24 protein-coding genes and 1 pseudogene are annotated in these 25744 nt (G+C 56.9%); 10 read left to right on the forward strand and 15 right to left on the reverse strand.

Annotated elements, in window-relative coordinates; all coding sequences use genetic code 11:
• Positions 1-2: 2 nt before the first annotated feature.
• Positions 3-845 (reverse strand): glycosyltransferase family 25 protein, encoded by an 843-nt coding sequence (locus AC2FJV_RS03270; protein WP_281972190.1) that lies wholly within the window; start codon positions 843-845, stop codon positions 3-5.
• A 132-nt stretch (positions 846-977) separates the two neighbouring features.
• Between AC2FJV_RS03270 and speB the strand changes: the two genes are divergently transcribed.
• The gene (gene speB, locus AC2FJV_RS03275) at positions 978-1952 is read left to right on the forward strand and encodes an agmatinase (protein ID WP_281994703.1); all 975 of its coding nucleotides are present in this window, start codon (positions 978-980) and stop codon (positions 1950-1952) included.
• Positions 1953-1973: 21 nt separating this feature from the next.
• Here the strand turns inward: speB and AC2FJV_RS03280 are convergent, their stop codons facing one another.
• The 6 genes from AC2FJV_RS03280 to AC2FJV_RS03305 all read right to left on the reverse strand — a co-directional run bounded on the left by AC2FJV_RS03280 (position 1974) and on the right by AC2FJV_RS03305 (position 9819).
• Positions 1974-3194 (reverse strand): aminopeptidase P family protein, encoded by a 1221-nt coding sequence (locus AC2FJV_RS03280; protein WP_496687834.1) that lies wholly within the window; start codon positions 3192-3194, stop codon positions 1974-1976.
• Positions 3195-3355: 161 nt separating this feature from the next.
• Positions 3356-4567, reverse strand: coding sequence for an ABC transporter permease (locus tag AC2FJV_RS03285; protein WP_271946786.1), 1212 nt, complete (start codon positions 4565-4567; stop codon positions 3356-3358).
• A 5-nt stretch (positions 4568-4572) separates the two neighbouring features.
• Positions 4573-5847 carry an ABC transporter permease gene (locus tag AC2FJV_RS03290; protein WP_271946783.1) on the reverse strand — a complete coding sequence of 425 codons (1275 nt, stop codon included), beginning with the start codon at positions 5845-5847 and terminating at the stop codon, positions 4573-4575.
• A gap of 70 nt (positions 5848-5917) precedes the next feature.
• Complete coding sequence (locus AC2FJV_RS03295) at positions 5918-7006, reverse strand: extracellular solute-binding protein (RefSeq protein ID WP_142634172.1); 1089 nt, start codon at positions 7004-7006, stop codon at positions 5918-5920.
• 101 nt (positions 7007-7107) lie between these two features.
• Positions 7108-8199 carry an ABC transporter ATP-binding protein gene (locus AC2FJV_RS03300; RefSeq protein ID WP_142634174.1) on the reverse strand — a complete coding sequence of 364 codons (1092 nt, stop codon included), beginning with the start codon at positions 8197-8199 and terminating at the stop codon, positions 7108-7110.
• Between the two features lie 576 nt (positions 8200-8775).
• Positions 8776-9819: a pyridoxal-phosphate dependent enzyme gene (locus AC2FJV_RS03305; RefSeq protein WP_496712610.1), complete on the reverse strand. Its 1044-nt coding sequence runs from the start codon at positions 9817-9819 to the stop codon at positions 8776-8778.
• A 154-nt stretch (positions 9820-9973) separates the two neighbouring features.
• Here AC2FJV_RS03305 and AC2FJV_RS03310 point away from each other — a divergent pair, with 154 nt between their 5' ends.
• The 3 genes and pseudogenes from AC2FJV_RS03310 to argE all read left to right on the forward strand — a co-directional run bounded on the left by AC2FJV_RS03310 (position 9974) and on the right by argE (position 11574).
• The gene (locus AC2FJV_RS03310; protein WP_425595910.1) at positions 9974-10105 is read left to right on the forward strand and encodes a hypothetical protein; all 132 of its coding nucleotides are present in this window, start codon (positions 9974-9976) and stop codon (positions 10103-10105) included.
• 69 nt (positions 10106-10174) lie between these two features.
• Positions 10175-10420: pseudogene (locus AC2FJV_RS03315) on the forward strand (ectoine hydrolase DoeA); the annotation flags it as partial.
• A complete protein-coding gene (gene argE, locus AC2FJV_RS03320; protein ID WP_496712612.1) occupies positions 10417-11574 on the forward strand; it encodes an acetylornithine deacetylase in 1158 nt (385 codons plus the stop codon). The pseudogene AC2FJV_RS03315 and the gene argE, both read left to right, overlap by 4 nt.
• On the opposite strand, the gene AC2FJV_RS03325 is transcribed toward argE, so the two are convergent.
• Genes AC2FJV_RS03325 through AC2FJV_RS03350 form a run of 6 tightly spaced genes read right to left on the reverse strand, consistent with a single transcriptional unit; the run spans position 11571 to position 17259 of the window.
• Complete coding sequence (locus AC2FJV_RS03325) at positions 11571-12437, reverse strand: urea carboxylase-associated family protein (protein WP_496712615.1); 867 nt, start codon at positions 12435-12437, stop codon at positions 11571-11573. The two genes, argE and AC2FJV_RS03325, sit on opposite strands and share 4 nt — an antisense overlap.
• A 32-nt stretch (positions 12438-12469) precedes the next feature.
• Positions 12470-13948: an aldehyde dehydrogenase gene (locus AC2FJV_RS03330; protein WP_281972196.1), complete on the reverse strand. Its 1479-nt coding sequence runs from the start codon at positions 13946-13948 to the stop codon at positions 12470-12472.
• A gap of 8 nt (positions 13949-13956) precedes the next feature.
• Positions 13957-14991, reverse strand: coding sequence for an LLM class flavin-dependent oxidoreductase (locus AC2FJV_RS03335; protein WP_496712617.1), 1035 nt, complete (start codon positions 14989-14991; stop codon positions 13957-13959).
• A 12-nt stretch (positions 14992-15003) separates the two neighbouring features.
• On the reverse strand, positions 15004-15912 hold the full coding sequence (locus AC2FJV_RS03340) for a flavin reductase family protein (RefSeq protein ID WP_271946765.1): 909 nt from the start codon (positions 15910-15912) through the stop codon (positions 15004-15006).
• Complete coding sequence (locus AC2FJV_RS03345; RefSeq protein ID WP_496693245.1) at positions 15909-16688, reverse strand: alpha/beta fold hydrolase; 780 nt, start codon at positions 16686-16688, stop codon at positions 15909-15911. The genes AC2FJV_RS03340 and AC2FJV_RS03345 overlap by 4 nt, the downstream gene beginning before the upstream one ends.
• Positions 16660-17259, reverse strand: a complete 600-nt coding sequence (locus AC2FJV_RS03350; protein ID WP_142634190.1) for an amino acid synthesis family protein — start codon at positions 17257-17259, stop codon at positions 16660-16662. Before AC2FJV_RS03350 ends, AC2FJV_RS03345 begins: the two co-directional genes overlap by 29 nt.
• Positions 17260-17367: 108 nt before the next feature.
• Between AC2FJV_RS03350 and AC2FJV_RS03355 the strand changes: the two genes are divergently transcribed.
• The 5 genes from AC2FJV_RS03355 (at position 17368) to AC2FJV_RS03375 (ending at position 23349) form a co-directional block, all read left to right on the forward strand.
• Positions 17368-18216: a LysR family transcriptional regulator gene (locus tag AC2FJV_RS03355; RefSeq protein WP_281972198.1), complete on the forward strand. Its 849-nt coding sequence runs from the start codon at positions 17368-17370 to the stop codon at positions 18214-18216.
• Positions 18217-18301: 85 nt separating this feature from the next.
• A complete protein-coding gene (locus AC2FJV_RS03360; protein WP_271946755.1) occupies positions 18302-19552 on the forward strand; it encodes a sarcosine oxidase subunit beta family protein in 1251 nt (416 codons plus the stop codon).
• A 14-nt stretch (positions 19553-19566) separates the two neighbouring features.
• Positions 19567-19854, forward strand: coding sequence for a sarcosine oxidase subunit delta (locus AC2FJV_RS03365; protein ID WP_271946753.1), 288 nt, complete (start codon positions 19567-19569; stop codon positions 19852-19854).
• Positions 19851-22796, forward strand: a complete 2946-nt coding sequence (locus tag AC2FJV_RS03370) for a sarcosine oxidase subunit alpha family protein (protein ID WP_496712619.1) — start codon at positions 19851-19853, stop codon at positions 22794-22796. The genes AC2FJV_RS03365 and AC2FJV_RS03370 overlap by 4 nt, the downstream gene beginning before the upstream one ends.
• Positions 22789-23349 carry a sarcosine oxidase subunit gamma gene (locus tag AC2FJV_RS03375; protein ID WP_496693248.1) on the forward strand — a complete coding sequence of 187 codons (561 nt, stop codon included), beginning with the start codon at positions 22789-22791 and terminating at the stop codon, positions 23347-23349. The genes AC2FJV_RS03370 and AC2FJV_RS03375 overlap by 8 nt, the downstream gene beginning before the upstream one ends.
• Positions 23350-23356: 7 nt before the next feature.
• On the opposite strand, the gene AC2FJV_RS03380 is transcribed toward AC2FJV_RS03375, so the two are convergent.
• On the reverse strand, positions 23357-24361 hold the full coding sequence (locus AC2FJV_RS03380) for a GlxA family transcriptional regulator (protein WP_496693249.1): 1005 nt from the start codon (positions 24359-24361) through the stop codon (positions 23357-23359).
• Between the two features lie 43 nt (positions 24362-24404).
• Positions 24405-24653 (reverse strand): hypothetical protein, encoded by a 249-nt coding sequence (locus AC2FJV_RS03385; RefSeq protein WP_142634203.1) that lies wholly within the window; start codon positions 24651-24653, stop codon positions 24405-24407.
• Positions 24654-24864: 211 nt separating this feature from the next.
• Here AC2FJV_RS03385 and AC2FJV_RS03390 point away from each other — a divergent pair, with 211 nt between their 5' ends.
• Positions 24865-25743 (forward strand): LysR family transcriptional regulator, encoded by an 879-nt coding sequence (locus tag AC2FJV_RS03390; RefSeq protein ID WP_271946738.1) that lies wholly within the window; start codon positions 24865-24867, stop codon positions 25741-25743.
• Position 25744: the final 1 nt, after the last annotated feature.

Below are 25744 nucleotides of genomic sequence, written 5' to 3' on the forward strand. Positions count from 1 at the left end.
AACTAAACCCTCAGGTCTTCGGCACAGGGGATAAATCCGACATACCCCCCGCTTTCAAGCAATCGGGCTTCGCCTCTCTGGCGCCAATACAACTTGCGTTTCGCGGCCTGCAATTCGCGACGAATGCGAAACCACAGGGGTCCCTTATCCAGACCGCTATTGGTCTTTCTGTTTTGTGAACGTTCACTGACTTTCACGGAATCTTCAGCCTGATCTTGCTGTTTCGACCAGATCATTTGAACGCCGACTGCTGGAAAACACTGATACATTTGCCAATCCGGGCGGGGGATAGATACGAAATCATCCAGGTGATCCGAGTATTTCTCGGACCACATCAGCAATTTACGGCAGGCCGCCTGCGACAGGATATATGCGGCCGCGCTGGGTGCCATTTCCAGCATCGGGCGAACCGGTACGCCGGAAATCTGTAGTTCTGGCCCAAACCGCAGCACCCGGGGGGAATAGTCCAGCTTTAGGAAGTCGAACCCTGACCCTGCTTCGAGCAATCTGGCAATCACACCGCCAGCTTGGGTCGACATTTCGACATCGTCTTCAAAGATCGCAACAGCCTTCAGGTCTTGCTGAACGGCACGCTTCCAAACGGCGCGATGGCTTTCGAAACAAGCGACTTCACTTTGTTTCAGACCCCAGCGGCTGCCGGAACCGGCAACATAGCCGTGACCATCCAGTGCGCCTTCTTGTTGCGCGTCGGTCGCACTGAAACGCGCGGCCCCGATCAGCCCGGTATGGGCGAACTGCGCCTCCATAAAGTTGCGCCGCTCGGGTACCCGATCCAGATTGATATAGTAGACACCCGTTCCCGGTGGCAGTTCATGATGGCCCACGGCTGTTCCTTTATAATGGCTGCACCAGATACACTTCGCACAATCGGATAATCAAGCCCACAGCCCCCACCTATCGCAGCTTTGAATTCCTGTCTAAGCTGCCGTTGAACAGCAAGAAACGGGAAACTCGCCATGTCATCACATGGGTATAGCGGTGGGCGGCTTAATCTGCCTTTCGTCGGCATTTCGACCTTCGGCAAAGCGCCGTATGTCGAGGATTGGGACAATATCGACGCGGATGTCGCAGTCATGGGGGCGCCTTTCGACTTTGGCACTCAATGGAGGTCCGGCGCGCGCTTTGGGCCCCGTGCTGTACGCGAGGCCTCAACCCTGTTCAGCTTTGGCCATGCCGGGGCCTATGACCATGAGGATGACGCCACTTATCTGGATGGATCGGTGCGGATGGTCGATATTGGGGATGCCGATATTATCCACACCAAGACAGATGAGAGCCACGCCAATATTCAATACGGCGTCGAACGTATTCTGTCCGCAGGCGCCCTGCCCGTCACCATCGGCGGCGATCATTCGGTGAATATCCCCTGCATCAACGCCTTTGCCTCAGATTGCGCGCAGAACGGTCCGATCCATGTGGTCCAGATCGACGCGCATCTGGATTTCGTTGACGAGCGTCATGGCGTCACTGCTGGCCACGGCAATCCGATGCGGCGGGCGATTGAAAAGCCGTACGTCTCGGGCATGACCCAGCTGGGCATTCGAAACGTGTCATCAACCGCCAAGGAAGGGTATGAGGATGCCCGCGCTCGCGGCTCGGACATCTTGTCCGTACGACAGGTGCGCAAACTGGGCACCGAGGGCGTGGTTGAACGCATCCCCGAGGGCGCGCGGTATTACGTTACGATTGATATCGACGCGTTTTGCCCCTCAATCGCACCTGGTACGGGTACGCCCAGCCATGGCGGGTTTTTGTATTACGATGTGCTGGAAATTCTTCAGGGGCTGGCGAAACGCGGTGACGTGGTCGGGATCGACCTTGTTGAAGTCGCCCCAAGTTACGACCCAACCGAAAGCACGCAGATTCTGGCGGCACAGGTGCTGCTGAACTTTATCGGCTTCATCTTTCACGAACGGGGCAAGAAGGGCTGATCGCCCTTCCTGCCCATGTGATCAGGCGCTGATCGTGTTGTGTTCTGGCCCATAGGGGAAGCCGGTGATGTTCTCGGCACCGGCCTCTTCGACCACTAGAATGTCATGCTCACGATAGCCACCGGCACCGGGCTGTCCTTCAGGAATCCACAGCATCGGCTCGATGGACACGACCATGCCGGGTTCCAAAACCGTGTCGATATCCTCGCGCAGTTCAAGACCCGCTTCACGACCGTAGTAATGGCTGAGTATGCCGAAGGAATGGCCATAGCCAAAGGACCGGTATTGCAGCAGGCCTTCGTCGGCGAAGAAACGGTTGATCTCAGCCGTGATCCCCGAGCAGGTCGCGCCCGGTTTGATCAGGCTCAGCCCCAACTCATGCGCGGCGACGTTTGCCTTCCAGATGCGCAGGCTGTCAGCGTCGGGTTCGCCCAAAAACAAGGTGCGTTCCAGCGCAGTGTAATAGCCCGAGATCATCGGGAATGTGTTCAACGACAGGATATCGCCCTTTTGCAGCGCCCGCTTGGTGACCGGGTTATGTGCGCCATCAGTGTTCAGGCCGGATTGGAACCAGACCCAGGTGTCGCGGTACTCGGCTTCTGGATAAGCACGAGCAATCTCGGCCTCCATCGCGTCACGGCCGGCCATGGCGATATCGATCTCGTTCGCGCCTTCGCGGATCGCCGCGTGAATGGCTGCGCCGCCCACATCTGCTGTGTGTGCGCCGCCTTTGATAAGCGCGATCTCTTCGGCGGATTTCACCATGCGTGCGGCCATTGTGTCGGGTGCGATATCAACCAGTTCAGGTTGGCCCAGCATATCCAGTGCGGTGTCGCGCATTGCCAGTGTCATGTGATCGCCTTCGATCCCGACCCGACCGGCTGATCCAATCAGATCAGCCACCGCGCGCCAGTAATTGTTCCGCTTCCAGTCGGTATAGATCACGTTGTCTTCAACCGAGCGACGCCAAGGCTGGCCGGCGTCGATATTGGCCGACACGGTGGTGCATTTGTCCTGAGTGACAACGCAACCGTAGGGACGCCCGAACGAGCAATACAAGAAGCCCGAGTAATAGGCGATGTTTTGCATGGAAGTCAGCAGAACTGCTGGAATATCGCGGGCGGCCATCGTGGCGCGCAAGCTGGCCAGACGGCGTGCATATTCTGCCTTACTAAAGGGCAAAGGCGCCTTGTCACCGTTGTGGCAGGTAAAGAATTCGGGGCGATTGTTTAGATCATTCATTTTGGTCTCTCCTCGATGCCGGACAGGCAAAGCCCGGCCACAAGTCCCGGCGTTCAGGACAAGCGGCCTCGGGAACCGAGAGCCATGCACCCGCCTAGATGTCACGACGCCATCGTGACCGGGGTGCATGGTGAAATCGCTAAATCACCTTGTGAGTCGCGTCAAGCGGGACTGAGCCCCCGCATGCGTTCAGACCGCCGCCGCAGCAGCTCTACCGTGGTCAACAGCGCAATCGAGATCACCACTAGGATAGTCGCTACCGCCAGAATGGTCGGGCTGATCTGTTCGCGCAGGCCAGTGAACATCTGCCATGGCAGTGTCTTCTGGCTGGCAGAGCCAACGAACAGCACCACAACCACCTCATCAAACGAGGTGATAAAGGCGAAGAGGCCGCCCGAGATCACGCCCGGCAGGATCAGGGGCATCTGAATCTTGAAGAATGTCCGCACCGGGCCCGCGCCCATATTCGCCGCCGCCCGCGTCAGAGAGCGATCAAAGCCCACCAGCGTCGCAGTCACGGTGATGATGACGAAAGGGATGCCCAGAACGGCGTGGGCAAGGACAACTTTCACATAGCCCACGAAGTTCTTGTTCATGCCCAGCGTACCTTCCATGAAGCGGCCGATATCGCTGTAGAAGAAGAACATGCCGGTGGCCGAGATGATCAACGGCACGATCATCGGCGAGATCAGGACGCCCATGATGACGCGGCGGCCGGGTACGTGGCTCTGGCTGAGGCCGATGGCCGCCAACGTGCCCAGCGAGACCGAGATGATCGTCGCAATCGGCGCGATGATCAGCGAGTTCTTGAAGCTGCGCTGCCATTCATTGTTGGTGAAGAAATCGCGGTAATGCTTCAGCGAATATCCTTCGGGGTCCAGACTCAGCATCTCAGGGGTGAAGGTAAAGAAGTCCTGCGCGTTGAACGACAGCGGCAGAACCACAAGGATCGGAGTGATCAGGAACACGAAGATCGCACCGCAGATAACCCGGAACAGATAGTGATAGAACACCTGTTTTGGCGTCAGATAGCTGAGCAGTTTGCGACGATACCGGCCTTCATAGAGCCAATAGATAAAGAAGATAAAAAACCAACCGCCCAACAGGCCCAGAATGCCACCCATCGGACCTGTCAACAGGAAACCGATGACGCCGAAACCCAGGATATTGATCCAGCGCGCCAGTTTTTCGTTCTTCAGAACGTTGATGTAGACCCAGGCCAGCGCGGCGATCAGAGCTGCGCCACCCAGAATGCCCAAAAGGATCGAGCCGTTGCCCGCGCCGACAAAGACGCCGGCGAAGGCACCCGCCAAGGCGACACTGGGCAGAACCATGGAGAGCGGTTTGCGGGATATCGGTGTAAGTGCAGCCATGTCGATTATCCCAACTTCACATTATCAATGCCCACGATCTTGTCGTAGACCCAGTAGAGCAGCATGACGACACCCAGCAGGATTGTACCCAAGGCCGCAGCCAGCCCCCAGTTCAGCGAGGACGAGATGTGATAGGCAATCCGGTTCGAGATGAAGACACCTTTTGTGCCGCCAACGATTTCAGGCGTGATGTAGTAACCGATCGACAGAATGAACACGAGGATCGAGCCCGCTCCGATACCCGGAATGGATTGTGGGAAGTAGATACGCCAGAAGGTCGTCCAGTTGGTCGCGCCCATGGATTTCGCCGCGCGCGTGTAAGTCACCGGGATCGTCTGCATCACTGAATACATCGGCAGGATCATGAACGGCAGCAGGATATGCGTCATCGCAATGATCGTGCCGATCTGGTTATTGATAATCACCAGTCGTGCATCATCGGCCACAAGTCCAAGCCAGACCAATGTTTCATTAATCACGCCCTGCTGTTGCAACATCACTTTCCACGCCGAGGTCCGCACCAGAAGTGAGGTCCAGAAAGGCAAGAGAACGAGGATCATCAGCAGGTTCGACACCCGCATCGGCAGGGTCGCCAGCAGGTAGCTAACCGGATAGGCCAACAAGATGCAGGACACCGTAATCACCAGCGACATGAACAATGTGCGGCCAAACAGCTTGATCAGAATCTGCTTGTCTTCAGGCTGCGACTGCGCGCCTTCGGGCGTGCGGCGCATATCGACCGCGTTCAGGAAATAACCATTGGTAACCGTTGGCGAATGGGTCTTGATCACTGCCCATGTCTTAGGATCGCCCCAGCCCTCGTGAATCTCTATGATCTGTTCCTTGAACGGTCCATCGGTTTCAGGGTCAAGCTTGCCCATTTTCCGGCCAGAGCGGCGGAACAAAGAAGACATGCCAGTCTCTTCGTAGTTCAGACGCGAGCCAAGGCGGGTGTGGGTTTTGCTATCAACGGCAACGACCATGTCGCGAACAAATGCGTCGTATACTGCTTCGTCCGGAAGCTCACCGCTTTGGGCGTCCCAGCTTTGCAGGGCTTCCACAGTAAGCGGGAGGGTCTCTGAAACCATGCTGTTTTCAACCGAGCGGAACAGCATTGAAGCAATCGGCACGATAAAGGAAAACATGACAAATAGCAGAAGCGGAGCGACGAGCATCAATGCTCGTAATTTCTGCCGCCGCAGTGAACGTGCCAGCGATTGCTTGAGCGGCGTTCCGTCCGCTGCCAGCATCGGCCCCGCATTTTGGCTTGCGTCAGTCATTTGTGCCCCTTGACTCTGCTTGGGTCTGGGGGCGGCGCACCGCCCCCGACTGTTTCATGAAATCAAACGATTATTTCGCAAGCCAAGCCTGGAATTTCGCTTCGATGTCATCGCGGTAATCCGCCCAGAACTCGTAGTTATACAGGAACGTGTTCTTGGCGTTTTCCGGATCGGTCGGCATGTGCGGCGCCATGTCGATGCCAAGCTCGGCATGCTGACCAACCAGCGGAGCCGAAGAGGCACGGGCCGGACCGTACGAGATGTACTTAGCCTGATCCGCCAGACGCTGCGTGTCCGTTGCGAACATGATGTAGTCCAGCGCACGCTGCTGACGCTCTTCGCTCAGACCGGCGGGGATGATCCAGCCGTCCAGGTCAAAGATCTGCGCGTCCCACAGCATGGCAACGGGCTGCTTCTGCTCTTCGATCACGCTGAACAGACGGCCGTTATAGGTCGAGCCCATGATGATCTCGCCATCGGCCAGAAGCTGCGGCGTGTCGGCACCCGCGGACCACCAGACGACGTTGTCCTTGATGGTTCCCAGTTTCGCCAACGCCTGATCCTGACCTTCAGGGGTCGCCAGAACGTCATAAACGTCATCTTTGGCGACGCCGTCACAGATCAGCGCCCATTCCATGTTGTTGATGGCGCGCTTTTCCAGTGAACGCTTGCCCGGATAGGCCTCCAGATCAAATACGGCGCAGACATCGGTCGGAGGTGTGTCACCTACCAGGTCTGTACGATAGCCGAATGTAGTCGAATACACGATCTGCGGGATAAAGCACTCGCTGACCAGCAGGTCACCGAAATCATCGGCAGCCGAAGTGCCGTCGGGCGCCGGGGCCAGCATGGTGTCGGGGTCGATCTCCATCGCCAGACCTTCGTCACACAGACGAATTGCGTCCGCAGCAACAACATCCACTACGTCCCAGGTGATGTTGCCCGCTTCGTTCATCGCGCGCAGCTTGGCAACCGCTTCGGCCGAGCTGTCATCGTTAAGGATAGTGATGCCGCTCTTTTCAGAATAGGGCTCGTGATACGCCTTCAGCTGTGACTTGGAATAGGCGCCGCCCCACGAGACAATCGTCATCTCCTCGGCCATGGCGCCTCCGGCCACGGCAACAATGGCGCTTGCCATCAAAGTGGTTTTAACTTTCATTGTTAACTCCCTGTTATACCCGTAAATTTCTGAACAGACCGGATCACGGGGCAACCCGGCCGCCATTTACCCCCCAGCGATCCACCAGGGGACGTTCTTCATCAGGCGTCAAGTGCCCGGCAATCATGGGCCAACCAACCGATTTCAACTTCCTGGCCGGGCGACAACCGAACCGCATCGGGAGCGTTTCGGGTCTTGATGATAAAGTCTTCATTGCCCGCCACAGATAGGCGGAACCGGAAGACATCACCCATATAGATGAATTCTTTGACAGTCGCCTTTAGCGTATGCGCATCGGCATGCAGGCGATCTTTGTTGAACTCCACCCGTTCGGGGCGGATTGAAACTTTGGTCCGTTCACCAGCAGCGCTGACATTGACCGGTTTGGCGTCAATTTCTGATCCATCATCCAGTGCAACCACGCACGAGTCGCCGTCGATTGACTTAACAGCGCCTTCCAAGGTGTTGTTTTCACCAATGAACTGGGCAACAAAGCTATTTTCGGGCTCTTCATAGAGCAGATCCGGCGGCGCAAGCTGCTGGATGCGTCCGTCGTCGAACACGGCCACGCGATCCGACATCGTCAGCGCCTCTGTCTGGTCGTGGGTCACGTAAACTGTCGTAATCCCCAGCTCATGCGCCAGACGGGTAATCTCGAACTGCATATGTTCGCGCAATTGCTTGTCCAGCGCGCCCAGCGGTTCGTCCATCAAAACTAGCTCAGGCTCGAACACCAAAGCACGGGCCAAGGCGATCCGCTGCTGCTGACCGCCGGACAGTTGCGCCGGACGACGGCTGCCAAAGGCGCCCATCTGGACCATATCCAGCGCACGCTTCACTTTTTCTTCCCGATCGCTTTTGCCGATGTTGCGCACTTCAAGCGGGAACGAAAGGTTTTCAGCCACAGTCATATGCGGGAACAATGCATAGTTTTGGAACACCATGCCAATCCCGCGCTTATGTGGTGGAATGTTGTTGATCGGGCGTCCGTCCAACATGATTTCGCCATGAGTAGCGGTTTCAAATCCGGCCAACATCATTAGGCAAGTTGTCTTGCCTGACCCCGAGGGGCCGAGCATAGTTAGAAACTCACCCTTTGGCATCGAGAGATTAAGGTCTTTTACGACGAGTATCTCGCCGTCATAAGATTTTTGAACACGCTGAAATTCGACGAACGCTGCGTCATTTGACATTACCAACTTGGCTCCCCTGTGCGGTCTTTGCTTGCCCGGTTCATCCGGATCTCAAAGACCAGTCCACCCTATTTAAGGACATGGGGGACCAACCACGCAACCATAAATGTGACAGCTAGGCGACAAAGAATCCTGTAATTCACTTCAGCTCAACTGATATTTCGATATCTCGTCCGCAACGCAAGGCCTTGAATGGCGTAATTAACTTGCTTCATTCGCCTCTATTTAACTTCCCAATCAACAACATAAATCTAATTATTTAAATGGGTTATAATTGCTATTTAAACCGCCGCATCTCCCAGCCCAGACCTCGACATCGATACTGAGTTGCTGAGAGATTCGCATGTCGAAATTCCTTGACCGATTGGAAAACGCCAAAATTATCTGGTGCAATCCAATCTAGAAACCGCGCTTTGGGGGGCTATTAATCTCATTTTGATAGGGCAGAGGTACGGATTTGCGAACCCCGCGTTTTCAGGCGCAATCGGATTCTGCCTTTGGGGGCAGTTGCACCCTCTTAACTTGCCGCTTCCTGCGCTTATTCCAGGGCAGGATTCAGATGCTTCTTGGCCTTCTTCAATCCGGTACTTCGGATAAAATGCACAGAACTTGGGCATCGCTTCCAATGTTCAGGGCCTCGCAGACATCTGCATTCATCGCTGCTGCGACGCCCGCCCCGCCCGAAGCAGTTGTCGCCAACCCAGCCTCTGCCATGGCCGGTAAATACCGCACCACGTCGTCATCCGAGAGCGTCAGAAAACAGTCTGCATCCCGCGCCAGACCATTCAGCGCGATCAGCGATGGTTCTTTACAGTCCAGCCGCCCCATGATGCTGTCAGGCCCATCCGCAAAGACGCAGGTACCTGCTTCGATACTGGCTTGCAACGCAGGGGCCGCTTCGGGTTCCACGACAATGATTTTGGGTCCATCACCCCAGGCATGGCGCGCATAAGCTGCAACCGACCCTGCTAGCCCACCTACCCCGGCCTGCAAAATGATATGCGTGGGCGCATTTGGGCATTGGCGCACCGCCTCTGCAGCCAACTGCAGATATCCCTCCATCAGGGTGTGCGGCAGCTCGTAATACCCGTCCCACGAACTGTCAGATAGCAATGTCCAACCGTTATCCTGCGCCGCTTTGCCAGCAGCCTCCATACTGGCGGCATAATCCGTACCTTGACGAACGACCCTGGCTTTTTGCGCACGAAGGCGTTCCGCGAAACTTTCAGGTACGGTTTCGGCGATATAGACCACTGCATCAGCCCCAAATATCCGTGCACCTGCTGCTACACTCATCCCGTGGTTACCCGCGCTAGCGGTGACATAGGTTTTCCCGCGTAAAGTAGACTCATCCGGTGTCTGCGCCAGATCAGCAGCGTGACGGGCGATGACATAGGCAGCCCCCAAAGCCTTGAATGACCCGAGGTTCATACGCCCACGCTCATCTTTGACCCATAGATCGGCGACATTGGCCAAATCCTTGGCTTCTACCAGATTGGTTTCCGCTGCTGCAGGGCATACTGTTAACAAATCAGCTACGCGAGCCGCGTTTATCGAAGGAAATGGAGCATCAGGAATCAATTTTTCCTTGCCGCGGTGTGGGTTTGAACTGAGTTTCAACAGTATTTCCTTCCTGAGTTGTCCATTGACGTGATCGGATTCGTAAAGTTCTGTCAACACGTCTCTAATCACGACACGAGGATCCGATGAGCCAAGTGAATCCGGCATTCACTCGGGGGGAATATGACCGTCGTCTGTCCAATCACGAAAAGCCGTGGCCAAGGCCGGGCTGGACGCGCTGTTCTTCGAAGATCCTTCGAACATGACGTGGCTAACCGGAAACGAGGGGTGGTCGTTCTACGTCCATCAGGGCGTTTCGGTCTTTCATGACGCAGACCCGATCTAGTGGGGACGCAATCAGGATACAAATGGGAACGACGTACAGTGTGGATGCCTGATTGTCAGATACGTCCACATTGAAAGCCGCGCGTGCTGTGGCTATCCAGTAGGTCTGAGCTATCTCCCGGACTGGGGTGAGCGCACGATATCTCTGTGTCCCGAGGATGAGACAATCCAGGAACCTGGCAAGACGTTTCACTTTATGCCTGGCCTCTGGTTGAATGACTGGGGGTTAGAGATCACCGAGTCGATCCTGATCACCGATACCGGTCCTGCCGAATGTTTCTGTAACCGCCCAAGAAAGCTGTTTGTAAAGCCATGACCCTGCAAAGAACCCAAGATATCCTCGCCGATCTGATCGCGTTTGAAACGGTATCTGCAGACAGCAATCTTAAGATCATCAGCTATCTAAGGGACAGGTTGCAGGCCTTGGGTGCACGCTGCATCGAAACCCGGGATGATACTGGCACCAAGGCCAATGTATTTGCTTCCATGGGCCCAGACATTCCCGGCGGCATCTTGTTATCCGGCCACACGGATGTGGTTCCCGTCGCGGATCAGAACTGGACATCAGACCCGTTTTTGATGACCGAGAAAGATGGCAGACTTTACGGACGTGGCACCTGTGACATGAAGGGCTTCATCGCCGCCGCACTTGCACTTGCCGAAACGCTGGATGCCAGAAAACTGACCCAACCGCTGCACTTTGCCTTCACCTATGATGAAGAAACCGGATGTTTGGGCGCGCAGAACATGGTGAACGATCTTTCCGAACGAGGAATAGTGCCGGATATCGCAATAATCGGAGAGCCCACCGAAATGTGCCTGATCGAAGGGCATAAGGGGTGCTATGAATACACGACACGATTTGTCGGGCTCGAAGGACACAGCTCGGCCCCGGATGATGGGGTTAATGCGGCGGAATACGCGGCACGCTATGTAGGAAAACTTCTGGAACTGCGTCAGATATTGAAATCCCGCGCGCCAACAAACAGCCCCTTCGAGCCACCCTGGACCACTATAAACGTGGGGTTCTTCAATAGCGGCGTCGCCCATAACGTCATTGCCAGCAAAGCCGATGTCGGCTGGGAAATGCGCCCGGTTCAGGCCAGCGATGCGGATTTCGTCAAGCAAACCCTGTCTGACTATGTGACCCACAGCCTGCTACCCGAAATGCAGGCCGTCCATAGTGAAGCCAGCATCACGCAGGATATCACGGCCGAGGTTGCAGGCCTTGAGCCAATGGAAGAAAACGCCGCCCGCAAACTGGTTGCCGAGCTGACTGGGGCGAACGGAACAGGTGTTGTGTCATTCGCCACTGAAGCTGGCCTGTTTCAGCAGCTTGGCACCCATGCGATTGTCTGCGGTCCCGGCTCGATCACACAGGCCCATAAAGCAGATGAGTACGTCGAGATCGAACAGCTCGACCTATGCTGTCGGATGCTGGACCGGCTTGGGCTACGCCTGACCTCTTAACCTGCCCCATGGGTGCGATCATAAGCAGATCGCTTGGGCTGAATATGCGCGTTTCGGATGTCTTCACCGGGGTCATAGACTTCCATAACCAATGGATAACAAGCGGCTGCGTCCGAGGAATGCTCGGACGAGCAATCGCCCCCGGGACAAGCTGAAAGGCCGACGATCAGGTCAATCTCGGCGTAGAATTCCAGATAATCACCCGGACGCACCGGGCTTGCCTTCATGAAGTATTGGCCTGTGTCCTGCGTAAATCCGGTGCACATGAAGACGTTCAACACGTCGTGGACGTGCATTTCGGCCTCATGCAGCGGCAGGCCACAATGGCTGGCCAATGCCCGTGTCAGGTTGGAATGGCAGCAATAATGGTAGTCATCGCCAGACAGCAATCGCCCGGTATAGGGGTCACAGCGGGTCCCGATTACGTCATGCACGGATCCGCCGTATGAATCGAACCCATACCAATCCAGAGTATCCGTGACGATGGTCGCCATGGGTCGCATATTTGGAAATCTTGACCACATCCGATCCCCGGTCGACAGATGCGTGCCATGCAGCGCGCGGGTTTTGCCGGAATAGAACCGTTCGGTCAGGTCGTGCTTGTTCCACATGTTCAGATCACCGACCTGCGCGCCATCGACCGACACCACCCGAATAAAGGCCCCCGCGGGCACTTCAATACAGGCTGCATCACGCGGGGCTGCCATGACTTCGGCGGTTTTCACCGCATGCTGCCTCAGGTCGGTCAACGCAACCAGATCAGGTTGCGGCATCGTTTCGGGCGGATAGCAAATGACCGGAGGGATCTCCTTCCGGTCATTTGCGTCTGCCGGAGGTTTAAAATTCGGATGTTTCAACTTCATGACCGCGCTCCGATATCTGTCTGACAACAGACCTAGCGCATCACAAACGGGTTCGCCATCGGCTCTTGCGAGGTGCTGATCCAGATGGTCTTGGTCCGGGTGTAATCGAGGATGGCTTCAACCCCGGCTTCACGACCATACCCTGATTGATTGAACCCGCCAAACGGCGCGATAGGAGAGATCGCGCGATAGGTATTAACCCAACAAATCCCGGACTTGATCCGCTTGGACACCCGATGCGCCCGCGCCAGGTTCTGCGTAAACACACCTGAACCCAGCCCAAAGACTGTGCTGTTGGCTAACGCGATGGCCTCTTCTTCGGTATCGAATGGCAGCAGAGACATGACCGGGCCAAACATCTCAACTTTCAACGTCTCGGTCTCGGGCGATATGCACTCGACCAGGGTTGGGTTCATGTAATTGCCGGGCCGATCCGCAGGTTGCCCTCCGAAATGGACCACGGCCCCCTGCTCCGCTGACTTGGCCAGGGTCTCTTCGATCTTGTTCACTTGCGCCATGGTACATAGCGGTCCGACATGGGTACCGGCCTCCAGCGGGTCACCCAGAACGATTGCACCCGCCTTTTCTTTGATGCGGCCGATCAGATCTTGCAGAACGGATCGCTGCACCAGCCCGCGCGTGCCCGCAACGCAACTTTGCCCCGACGCGCCAAAGTTTCCAGCGATCAGGCCATTTGCGGCCCCATCCAGATCCGCGTCTTCAAAAACAAGTATCGGCGATTTGCCACCAAGCTCCAGCGAGGTGACGGCGAAGTTTTCGGCGGAATTCCTGACCACATGGCGCGCTGTCTCGGGGCCACCGGTAAAGGCGATGCGATCCAGATCGGGATGGCGGGTTAGTGGAATTGCACAGTTTTCCGCATCCCCGGTGATGACCGAGACAACGCCCGCGGGGAATCCTGCCTGTTCAATCAAACGCGCGAATTCCAGCATCGGGGCGGGTGCGATTTCGGACGCCTTCAGCACGACGGTACACCCAGCCGCAAGCGCCGGGCCCAACTTGGTCGCTGTCAGGAACATTTGTGCATTCCAAGGCACAATAGCCGCGACAACACCAATGGGTTCGCGCGTGGTAAACACATGCATATCCGGCTTGTCGATGGGCAGAACCGTCCCTTCAACCTTATCCGCAAGCCCTGCGAAATAGCGGTAATAATCCGCGACATACCCAGTTTGCGCCGAGGTTTCTGCCAGCAGTTTGCCGCTGTCTGTTGTCTCAAATTCCCCAAGCCGTGCAGCGTTTTCGGCAACCAGGTCGGCCAGGCGATAAAGAAGCTTGCCGCGCGCTGTGGCCGTCATGTCGCGCCATTGCGGATCATCAAGCGCACGTTTGGCGGCGGCGACTGCCCTGTCGACATCCTCAGGTGCCGCACAGGAAAACGTAGCCCACCCCTGCCCAGTTGCGGGATTTGCAGATGTCATAACCTGAGACGTCGCCCCCTCAGACCAGGCGCCATCAATGAAAAGCTGAAAATGCGGTAGATTTCCCATAGTGTTCCTCACTGAAAGGCTGGCATGACATCGTCGATGAACCGCGCCAGAGAGGCACGTTTTCGCTCGTTCGTCATCCCGCTGTCGACCCAGAACGAAAACTCATCATAGCCCAAATCTTCATAACGTTTGATCCGGTCGATAACCTGCTGCGCTGTACCAACCGTCAGGTCGCGCGCCAGCTTATCACTTGTGTACATCTGGTTTGCATCCATCTCGTCCTGGTTGATCCGTTGGATCAAACCGTGTGCGACCGGGCGTTTATTCATGAACCAGGCACCGAAATAGTTGTAATACCGGCGCAATTCCTGAACGCCTTGTGCAACATCGTCTGCGTCTTTGCCGACATATGTGTGATGCAACAGCATGATTTTGGGGCGCGGTCCGGTATGGCTGTCGCAGGCTGCATTGAAGCGGTCCATCAGCGTTTCAATCTCTTCCATGCCCTGCCACAGGGGGGTGACCTGGATGTTAAACCCGTTGTGGACACCGAATTCATGACTATTGGGGTCCCGCGCTGCGATCCAGATCGGCGGACCGTTTTTCTGAAACGGTTTCGGCGCAGATGTGGTTGCCGGAAAGGAATAAAACTCACCCTCATGCGCACAATCGCCCTGCCAGATTCGCGGAAGCAAAGGGGTTGTTTCCCGCATCCGTTGGCCCGCTTCCCAGGCATCCATCCCCGGCATCAGGCGCTCATACTCATAAGAATATGCGCCGCGTGCGATCCCCAGCTCGATCCGGCCTTTGGTAATCTGATCTGCCGCGGCGGCCTCTCCGGCCAATTTGATCGGATGCCAGAACGGGGCGACTACCGTACCCGTCCCCAGCCGTACATTCCGGGTGTGATGAGCCAGATCGACTAGCGAGATAAAGGGGTTGGGCGCGATGGTGAACTCCATCCCGTGATGCTCGCCAGTCCAGACAGCGCGCATCCCGCCCTCGTCCGCCATTTTCACAAGGCTGACGAATTCGTCATACAAAACGTCATGCGGCTGATCTGGCGACAAACGTTCCATATGGGCAAACAGGGAAAATTCCATTGACCTGCTCCTTTATCGTAAGCTGTGAATGTCGCCCTGAGAGGCGTCACCTAGGTAGAGAGAGAAATCCCCCTCTTTGGCTTCCATCGCATAGCGGGTCATCATGTGGCGGACACCACCGGACACGTATTTTAGGTTCGGAAGGTCATCCGTTCTGATCCATTCGGCGCCCTCAAGCGGCGTTGGTCGGGAACAGCTGGCCAGAAAATAGGTGTAATGCTGCTTTGTTTCCGCATCGTCGAATGAGGAATAGACCTGTTCGACCTCGACCTTCAGTCCACGTTCGGACAGGCCCTGGGTCAACCGGTTTCGCTGCCCGCCGCGTTCAACCCCGGCGATTTGAATGGGACGATAGGCACCGTTGCTCTGCTCCAGCAAAACACTGTCATCTTTGCGGATGATCGCGCCGCAGATCGTCGGTACCATGGCGTCGATTTCACGTTCGAGCCCCAGGCTGAAATACGACCCTCCGACATATCCAAGACCCTGCCCGACCGAGTGCGAGAACTCTGCCACCTCACCGATCAATAAGGTATGATCACCGGCGGGAAGGACCTGATGGGTCTTGCAGCAAAACTGCGCCAGCGCCCCGTCGATTAGGGGTAGATCAAAAAGGCCATTGCTGTGCGCGACCTTTGCAAACCGGTCCCCTTTATACCCAGCGAAAGTGTTCGATATCTCTTGCTGTCCATCTGCAAGCACATTCACCGCAAACCGGGTGCAGTTGGCGAAAATTTCGTGGCTGGACAGAAACTTCCCCGGACACACCAGCAGCAATGGCGGGTCAAGTGACACAGACGAAAACGAGTTTGCGGTGAACCCGACCGGCGCACCGTGCTCGTCCCGTGCCGTCACCACTGTCACCCCGGTCATAAAGCTGCCAAAGGCGTCACGCAAAGCTCGGGGGTCCATACTTGTCATGGCTGGCACCCCCCCACAAATTCCAACAGCTGTGCGTTTACTTCGGCGGGATGAGTCATCGGCAACATATGTGCGGCACCTGCGATGATTGACGCTTGTCCCGAGGGAACCAAACGCGCCATGTCCCGAGACATTTCAGGCGTAGAATTCGGCTCATCCGCGCCGGTCATGAACAAGGCGGGACAAGCGATACGGGCCAGTTCATCATCGGAAGGACCGTCCGTTTCGGCAAAAGCGGTATACGCGGATTTGTAGGCCGCCGGATCAACCTCAGTTAGCCAGCGCCTGCAGGCCTGTCGCTCGGCGGACGAGGCTTCGCCAAACCAACGTTGCAACGTGACCGTGGGATCATTTGGCCCCGATACCTCCAAGGCCGAGGCACGTGCGACGACGGCCTTGTGCGCGGCAACCGGACGCCGATGGATCGCATTCAATGCCGCAACGCCAAGAACGCTATCTGGCACATCCGCCGCCAGTCGGAGCGCTATCAGGGCGCCCATTGAATGGCCGATCAAGACAGCGGGCTCTGTCAGCACGGACGCCGTGCGGTGCACGTAGGCCTCCAAGCCAGTCGGATGATCAAAGCTCGACTGACCATGTCCTGGCATATCCGGGCACAAGACACGATACCCCGCAGCGACCAGGGCGTCGATCTGCGCGCCCCACGCCTCGGCCCGCAGGCCAACCCCGTGCAGCAGAATAACCAGCGGCCCTTGGCCCTGATCAATCACCGCCAGGGTGCTGAGTTCAGACCGAGGCCGGGTTGTCGACGTCATGGCCCAAATCCTTGAGGTCCTGATAACGGTCGCCGATCCGATGATGGGGACGGCCCGAGGTTGCGCCACCCAGCACGACCACAATTTCATCCGCGCGCGGTGCGTCGGGGATTGCAAACTGCAGCGTCAGATAATGCGATCTACGCCCGGCATCATTCTTGTCCATCATGGGCACCATGATCGGAGTGTTCGCCGGACCGCGGGTATTGGTGAAGGACAGATAGGACTTGGCCCCAACCGCTTGACGATAGTAATTCCCGAAATGCAGCGTGTGGATCAGGCCCGAGGCATGTTCGACCTCGCCATCCAGCCCAACAACCGCCGCTTTGCCATAGGCTTCGATCACCTCGCCGCCGCCTGCAAGCGTGACCATCCGGTCAGTCAACATTTGCCCCAGCACAGGTCCATAGGCCAGAATTTCCGGCCTCAGATCCTCGACATACCGGCCAGCCCAGGGGTTCGACACAACCGCCGCTACGGCAAACATGCGCCACGGGCGTTCCGCTGCCCGAAATCCTTCAACCAGAACCTCTTCGTCGAAAGTCACTATTTTTCTGATATTTGGCTGCACTGCCGTCTCCCCAAATCTGCTTGAGGAAATATCACCGTTAGAAACATCTTTTGACAAACGAAAGAACTTGAGCCTTAGGTATTAATAGCACTAATAGGTCGGTTACCGATGGCAAAAACACTCCCTCCTCTAACGTGGTTTCGGTCGTTCGAAGCGGCCGCGCGGCGGCTCAGTTCGACCGCGGCGGCAGATGAGATCGGGTTGACGCAATCCGCAGTCAGCCAACAAATCAAAGCCTTGGAAACCCGTCTGGGCGTCGTTCTGTTCCACCGCCACGCGCGCGGTCTTTCTTTGACGGATGAAGGGCGGAAGCTGCTGCCACAAGTCGAGGCAGCCTTGGATATGTTGCACTCCGCAGCCTCACCCTATTTGGCCGAAGAAAAAGCTCGCCATATCACGGTGGCAGCCTCTATCAGCATCATCGAATGGGTCATCTCGCCGGCATTACCCGAATTTCAGGCCCAGCACCCGGAAACCTCACTCCGATTTGTCAGCACGATCTGGCCTGACGAATACGCAGCATCGCGCGCAGATATTGAGGTACGCTTTGGTTCAGAAAAACAAGTCGGGAAAAATGCGAAACCGTTGAATCCCAATCGCCTTGTCCCGGTGGTGTCGCCGAATCTAAGCGGCAATTGGCTTGAACTGCCCCTGATCGAATCCGTTGGCACATCGGACAGTTGGGCGTCATGGGGTGAAATCACCGGCCAGAAACTGCGCAAGCCATCATATTTTGTGGATTCCTATGGCCTCGCCCTGCAACTTGCCGTTTCAGGCAGCGGTGTTGCGCTGGTGAATTCTATCATCGCAGAGCAAGCCCTGAAATCGGGCAAAGTCCGCCTTGCCAGCAAAGATTCCGCACCCGCCTGTGAGGGCTATTTTTTATCCGTCCTTCGCAACTCAGCCGAGGTATCTGATTTCACCGATTGGTTTTCCGGCCTTATTTCTTGTGCCTGAGGGTCTGATTCAGACACACCCATGTCGCATATGGGGATATCGCTGCGCCCGAAAATAATGAAGTTTGGAAGAAAAGGTCCGATTCATGAGATATTCCGGCTTTCGAGTTATCAAAGAGGCGCTAACCGGCCACAAAGGGTGGAAACCGGTCTGGCGTGAACCTGAACCTAAGGCCCATTACGACATCATCGTAATCGGTGGCGGCGGGCATGGTCTGGCAACCGCGCATTACCTTTCCAAAATCTACGGCCAACGAAATGTTGCCGTAATCGAGAAAGGCTGGATCGGTGGCGGAAATGTGGGCCGAAACACCACGATCATTCGCTCGAACTACCTGCTGGATGGGAATGAGCCGTTCTATGAGTTCTCGCTGAAGCTGTGGGAAGCGCTCGAGCAGGACCTAAACTATAACGCAATGGTCAGTCAGCGCGGTATCGTCAATCTGTTCCATACAGACGGTCAGCGTGACGCCTATACGCGACGTGGCAATGCGATGATCCTGAACGGGGCCGATGCCGAATTGCTGGACGCAGATCAGGTGCGGCGCGAACACCCTTATCTGAATTTCGACGACGCTCGCTTTCCGATCAAGGGCGGCCTTGTTCAACGGCGCGGCGGTACCGTGCGCCATGATGCAGTGGCCTGGGGCTATGCCCGGTCAGCCGACCTTCATGGCGTCGATATTATTCAGAACTGTGAAGTTACCGGGCTGCGGATAGAAGACGGTAAATGTCTTGGGGTCGAAACGACTAAGGGCTTTATCGGCGCCTCCAAAGTCGGATGCGCAGTTGCGGGCAGTTCAGGGCGCGTTATGGGGATGGCCGGACTGCGCCTGCCTATCGAAAGCCACGTTCTGCAAGCCTTTGTATCTGAAGGGTTAAAACCCGTCCTACCCAGTGTCATCACCTATGGCGCGGGGCATTTTTATGTCAGTCAGTCCGACAAGGGCGGGCTGGTGTTCGGTGGCGATCTTGACGGCTATAACACCTATGCCCAACGCGGCAACTTGCCCGTGGTCGAGGATGTTTGCGAAGGTGGCATGGCATTGATGCCGATGATCGGACGCGCCCGGTTGCTGCGGATGTGGGGCGGCGTGATGGATATGTCGATGGATGGCTCACCGATCATTGACCAAACGCCGGTCGAGGGCCTCTATTTCAACGGGGGCTGGTGCTATGGCGGGTTCAAGGCCACTCCGGCTTCGGGCTATTGCTTTGCGCATCTGCTTGCAAAAGACGAACCGCACCCTGTCGCAACGGCCTATCGGTTGGACCGGTTCCGCACCGGCCGGATGATCGACGAAAAAGGCGCGGGCAATCAGCCCAACCTGCATTAAAGGGGACACCAGACATGATAATCAACCACCCCCTTCTTGGGCCTCGTGATGCATCAGAATTCACCTATCTGGGTGACGCCGCGCTGATTGATCGCCCCGATTGGCAGGCGGAAAATGCCGTCGAGGCCTTTCACGACTATGCCTATCTGCGCGACAACCCGGCAGGCGAACACCGAGAGCTTTGGTACCACGAAACAGGTGACCGATCCTGGCTGGTCGTCACGCGCAACACGCTCACCCACGAGATTTCAAAGGTGGAACTGGCCCGCGATGTGGCCCGCGAACGGGGGCGCTCCAAATGACGCAGGTGAACCGGCTGAACGGCGGACAGATTGACCGCAACACCACGCTGAACTTCCGCTTTGACGGGCGCAGCTATACTGCGCATCCCGGCGACACGCTGGCCTCGGCCCTGTTGGCCAATGATGTGCGTCTGATCGGGCGGTCTTTCAAATACCACCGCCCGCGCGGGCTTCTGACCGCCGGATCCGAAGAGCCCAACGGCCTGGTCGAGCTGCGCAGCGGCGCCCACAAAGAGCCCAACACGCGCGCCACGGTGACCGAGATGTTCGAGGGGCTTGAGGCGCGATCACAGAACCGCTGGCCCAGCTTGAAATTCGACGCGCTGGCCGTGAATGACATGTTTTCCAACTTCCTGTCTGCGGGTTTTTACTACAAGACTTTCATGTGGCCTGCAGCCTTCTGGGAAAAGCTGTACGAGCCTACAATCCGTCGCGCAGCCGGGCTTGGATCGCTTTCGATGCAAGAGGACCCGGACGAATACGACAAGGGCTTTCGCCATTGCGATCTGCTGATCATTGGTGCCGGACCAGCCGGTCTTATGGCGGCTTTGACCGCGGGTCGTGCGGGCTCGGATGTCATTCTGGCGGATGAGGATTTCGCCCTGGGCGGTCGCCTGAACAGCGAAACACTCACCATAGACGATGCTGCGGCGTCTGACTGGGCGGCGCAGGCTGTGGCCGAGCTGTCCGCGCTTCCCAATGTGCGCCTGATGCCGCGCACCACGGTGATCGGCGCGTTTGACCACGGAATTTATGGCGCGGTCGAGCGTACGGGCGATCATCTGCCCAGCCTGCCCGCAGGCAAACCCCGGCAAATCCTCTGGCGTATCTATACCCAAAAGGCGCTGCTGTGCGCAGGCGCGACCGAGCGGCCAATCGCATTCGAGAACAATGATCGCCCCGGCATCATGACCGCTAGCTCCCTGCGCATCTATGCCAACCGTTTCGGAGTGGCGGCCTCGCAGCGCGTCGCGGTCTTTACCAACAATGATGGCGGCCACCGCACCGCAGCTGATCTGCACGCCAAAGGTGTCAAAATCACTGCGGTGATCGATGTGCGCAAAGACGCCCCCATCAGCCATGACTACGAAGTTCTGCAGGGTGCTCAGGTCACAAATACCAAAGGCCGACTGGGGCTGAGCTTTGTCGAAGTCGCCCTGCCCGATGGCTCAACCCGGACATTGGAATGCGGTGCCTTGGGCGTCTCGGGCGGTTGGAACCCCAACGTCCACATGACCTGCCACCAGCGCGGCCGCCCCGCATGGGATGAGACGCTGGCCGCCTTTGTTCCCGGCGCGGACCTGCCGGTAGGCATGTCCGTTGCCGGCGCGGCAAACGGCGAAATGTCTACCCACGGCGCGTTGCGCTCTGGCGCCGAGGCCGCAATCGCCGCTTTGGACCTGACCAACGCCAAACCCGATCTGCCTGAGGCCGAGGACGCACCCATCGCGCAGACCCCATTCTGGTACGTTCAGGGCTGCAAACGCGCATGGCTGGACCAGCAGAACGATGTGACGGTCAAGGATGTCCGTCTCAGCTATCAGGAGGGCTTCCGTTCGGTCGAGCATCTGAAACGCTATACCACGCTGGGCATGGCCACGGACCAGGGCAAGACCTCGAATATCGGCGGGCTGGCGATCATGGCCGAGCTGGCCGGTAAGTCGATCCCCGAGACAGGTACCACCATCTTCCGCCCGCCCTATACCCCCGTCCCGATTGCCACTTTCGCAGGCCGGATGAAGGGTAAAGAGTTTCACCCCACCCGCCTGACGCCCTCACACCACTGGGCCGAAGAACGCGGCGCGGTGTTTGTCGAGGTTGGCAACTGGCTGCGCGCGCAGTGGTTCCCCCTGCCCGGCGAGACCCATTGGCGCGAGAGTGTGGACCGTGAAGTGCGTCAGACGCGTGCCTCGGTCGGGGTGTGCGACTGCACGACATTGGGCAAAATCGACGTGCAGGGTACCGATGCGGCAGCGTTCCTGAACCGGGTCTATGCCAATGGTTTCGCCAAGCTTGCGGTCGGCAAAACCCGGTATGGCCTGATGCTGCGCGAAGATGGCATGGCGATGGATGACGGCACAGCGGCAAGGCTGGCCGAGGATCATTTCGTCGTCACTACCACGACCGCAAATGCCGTAGTCGTCTATCGCCACATGGAATTCGTGCGCCAATGCCTGTGCCCGGACATGGATGTGCAGCTGATATCCACCACAGAAGGATGGGCGCAATATGCAGTTGCCGGGCCCAATTCCCGTAAGCTGCTGCGAAAAATCATCGACCCGGAATTCGACATCTCGAATGAGGCCTTCCCCTTTATGGCCTGTGGAACCATCACCGTGTGCGACGGCCTTCGGGCGCGGCTGTTCCGGATTTCCTTTTCAGGCGAGCTGGCATTCGAAATCGCGGTTCCCTCTCGCTATGGCGACGCATTGATGCGCAGGCTGATGGCCGAGGGCGAAGAGTTCGACGTTGTCCCATATGGCACCGAAGCACTGGGCGTCATGCGGGTCGAAAAAGGCCATGCTGCAGGCAGCGAGTTGAACGGCACCACAACCGCCCTGAACCTGGGAATGGGCCGCATGGTGTCCAAAAAGAAGGACAGCATCGGATCAACCCTGTCGGAACGCGAGGCACTGAACCAACCGGACGCGCTGATGCTGGTGGGGATCAAACCGTTGGAGCCTGAAAACAAGGTAACCGCCGGTGGCCACCTGATGAACACTGACGGCCCGGTCGATGCAGCCCATGATCAGGGCTATGTCACCTCAGCCGTCTACTCACCCATTCTGAACAGTAGCATTGGGCTGGGACTGTTGAAAAACGGCGGCGACAGGCTGGGCGAAAAAATGCGCCTTGTCTCTCCGCTGACGGACCTGACGGTCGAGGTGGAAATTGTCTCGGCCCATTTCGTTGACCCGGAAGGAGAACGTCTGCGTGGATAATCTGGTTGCGATAACCGCCCTCGGCGCGGCTGACCCTCGGGTAGACACGGTTGGGCCTGTCACCTGTTCCGAGATACCGGACGTGGCGTTGGCATCAGTCGCGGCGCGGCTCGGTCAGGAAACAGCGGCCAAAGCCGCATTAAAGAAATTAATTGGCGCTGAGGCACCAAAGGTCCAGAGGTTTGAAGGAACCGCAATCACCGCCTTTTGGGCGGGGCCAGAGCAATGGATGGTTGAAGCACCGCATGACACGCACGAGGACCTTGCTACGCAAGTAAAATCTGCCATTGGGTCTGCGGCCTCTGTCACTGAACAGACCGATGCCTGGGTGCGTTTCGACCTGGCTGGTGCGAACATTCAAGCAGTGCTGGAGCTTTTGTGCCAGTTGGATCTGCGCATATTGACTATGGGAACGGCGGCGCGCAGCTCGATCCACCATATTGGCTGTTTCGTGCTGTGTCGTGATTCGGATCACTACAGCCTGTACGGTCCGCGCTCGTCCGCCAAATCTCTGCACCATGCGATCCTGACGGCGATGCGATCGGCGCTTTAGTCAGCGCCTAGACCGAGGGCAAAGGGGCGTTATCCTCAACCCGGAAACGGTTGATGCGGCGCCTGTCCTCGCTGGGGCTCAGGCCAAAAGCCGACCGGTAATGTGTCACCAAGGGCGCAACAGATCCATAGCCGACAGCGGCCGCGATCTGGGAAATGGGGTCTTTGGTATAAACCACCATCTGACGCGCCGCTTTCATCCGCATTGCGCGGTAATAATGGCTGGGGCTGTGTCCGGTTGCCTGTTTGAATGCCCGCTCGATCTGACGAGGTGTGACGCCCATTTGTTTCGCAACTTCAGCAATCGAGATCGCTTGACCTAAATTGGCGGCAAACATTTCAACGCTGCGTGAAACAAGCGGTGGAAGGCGGTCTCCCGTTTTCGGCGCTGTCGCATTGGGCACCTGCTGACGCACTGCCGCACCGCGCATCATCGGATGTTGAAACCAGCACGCAACCTCATGCGCAATGTCACCGCCCAAGCGATCGTGAACCAAATGCAGTGCCAGGTCGAACCCTGCCGCTGCACCGGCGGCGGTATAGCGCGTCACGGTGCGCACGATCACTTCGCTCCGGGCGTCCATATCGGGAAACTCGGCCTCAAATGCCGCCTCATAGCACCAGTGGACCGAGACCGGCTGACCTGCCATTGCACCGGATCGCACAAGAGGGAATACGCCACCGCTGATCCCGCCCAGAACTGTTCCGTGCCTCCCAAGACCACGCAGCAAGGCATTGCCGCTAACAGCGTTGTCAAAGACCGAAGACGGGCTGCTGAGCAGGAATAGAATGTCGATATTCCTGCAGTCCGCCAACGCGCGATCTGCTTCGAACCCAACCCCTGCGCTTGACTGAACCTTTTGACCACGTTCAGAAACCAGCGACCATCTAAACGCTTGATGACCTGCGATTTCATTGGCCGCCCGCAGGGGTTCGATCACCGATGTCAAACAAGCCATCGGAAAGCCATCAAACAGCAGAAAGCCGATATCGATTCTGTCCTGATCCGTCATAGATCCGTCCTAACAAGTTCCTGGCGGCAACCCTACACCAAGTTTATGCCCAACGGATCAGTCCAATAATGGCAGAGGTCGCATAGAACGCCTGCAACAGCAAAAACGTCCAGCGCCGATCAATCAATGCCCATGCGGCAAACAGCGCCGATGACACCAACAGTAGGGAGAATCCAAGAATCTCAGCGCCAATATTCGAAGCAATCAGCAAGGCATAAGCCATAGCCAGAACCGATCCGGTGATCTCAAACAGTGTTGTCAGGCGGCGGTTAGCTGTTCTGTCTTCCGTCATCAGTTACACTTTCCTTTGCCGAAAGAAGAAGACAGCGTCAGCGGACCAGATTTGCATGCCGACTGATGTTCGAAGTCTGTGATATCCTCCGGGTACAGATTGTTCATTTCGAAGCTCCGCGAACATTGTGTTCGCGATACCTAATCTGACATTTGCCTTTGCCGCAAATGAATGATTATCATTCAATGATCTAAATCTGTCATGGGCATTCATGAACGAACGTTTGGAAATAGACGCTTTGCGCGCGCTGCTAGCAATCGCGACCTATGGTGGTGTGACCAGTGCGGCCCGACACCTTGCGCTTTCGCAATCGGCAGTCAGCCATAAGATCGGCCGTTTAGAGCGCGCACTGAATTGCAAACTGCTGACTCGCCGCAAAGGTGCCCCCCTGTTCACCGAAGACGGGCTGCGTCTTTGTGAATACGCCCGTCGAATTACCACTCTGCATGACGAAGCGGTGGCCTCACTTGGTAACAGGCCGCTCACCGGCCACTTGCGGCTTGGCATGACCGAGGATGCGACAACCAGCGGGATCGCCCAAATTCTTGGACGTTTCACGCGGCTGTACCCCGATGTTCGCGTACGAACCCGCACTGGTCAAAGCCTGAATGTTCAGGATTGGTTGAAGGCCGGTGAATTAGACTTGGCGGTGATTCAGATATTTCGCAACGACGTGCAGCCCGAAGATCTGATCCTGTTTCAGGATTCCCTTCATTGGGTCAAATCACCCGACTATCGTCTGAATCTGTCAGAACCGGTTCCGTTTCTGTCCTTTGACACACAGTGTTTCTACCGGAGATGGGGAATGGAAGACAGTCAGCAGCAGGACCACCGCTTTGACAATATCCTGGAATGTCCAAGTGCAGCAGGAATCCAGTCGGCTGTTCGATCAGGGCTGGGCATAGCGCTATTGAACGGGATGCACATTACACCAGACATGGAAGTCATCAACGATGTCTTTCCAAACCCTCCAGAGCTTGCCTATGTCGCACGGGTTCAGATGAACAACCGCAACGCCGTGACAAAAGCCCTGATTGCGGAGATAGCAAAAGAAGTCGAACGCGCCTTTCCCCTGCGCGTAGCAGTTTAGT

Source organism: Ruegeria sp. CDSA241 (assembly GCF_059611265.1).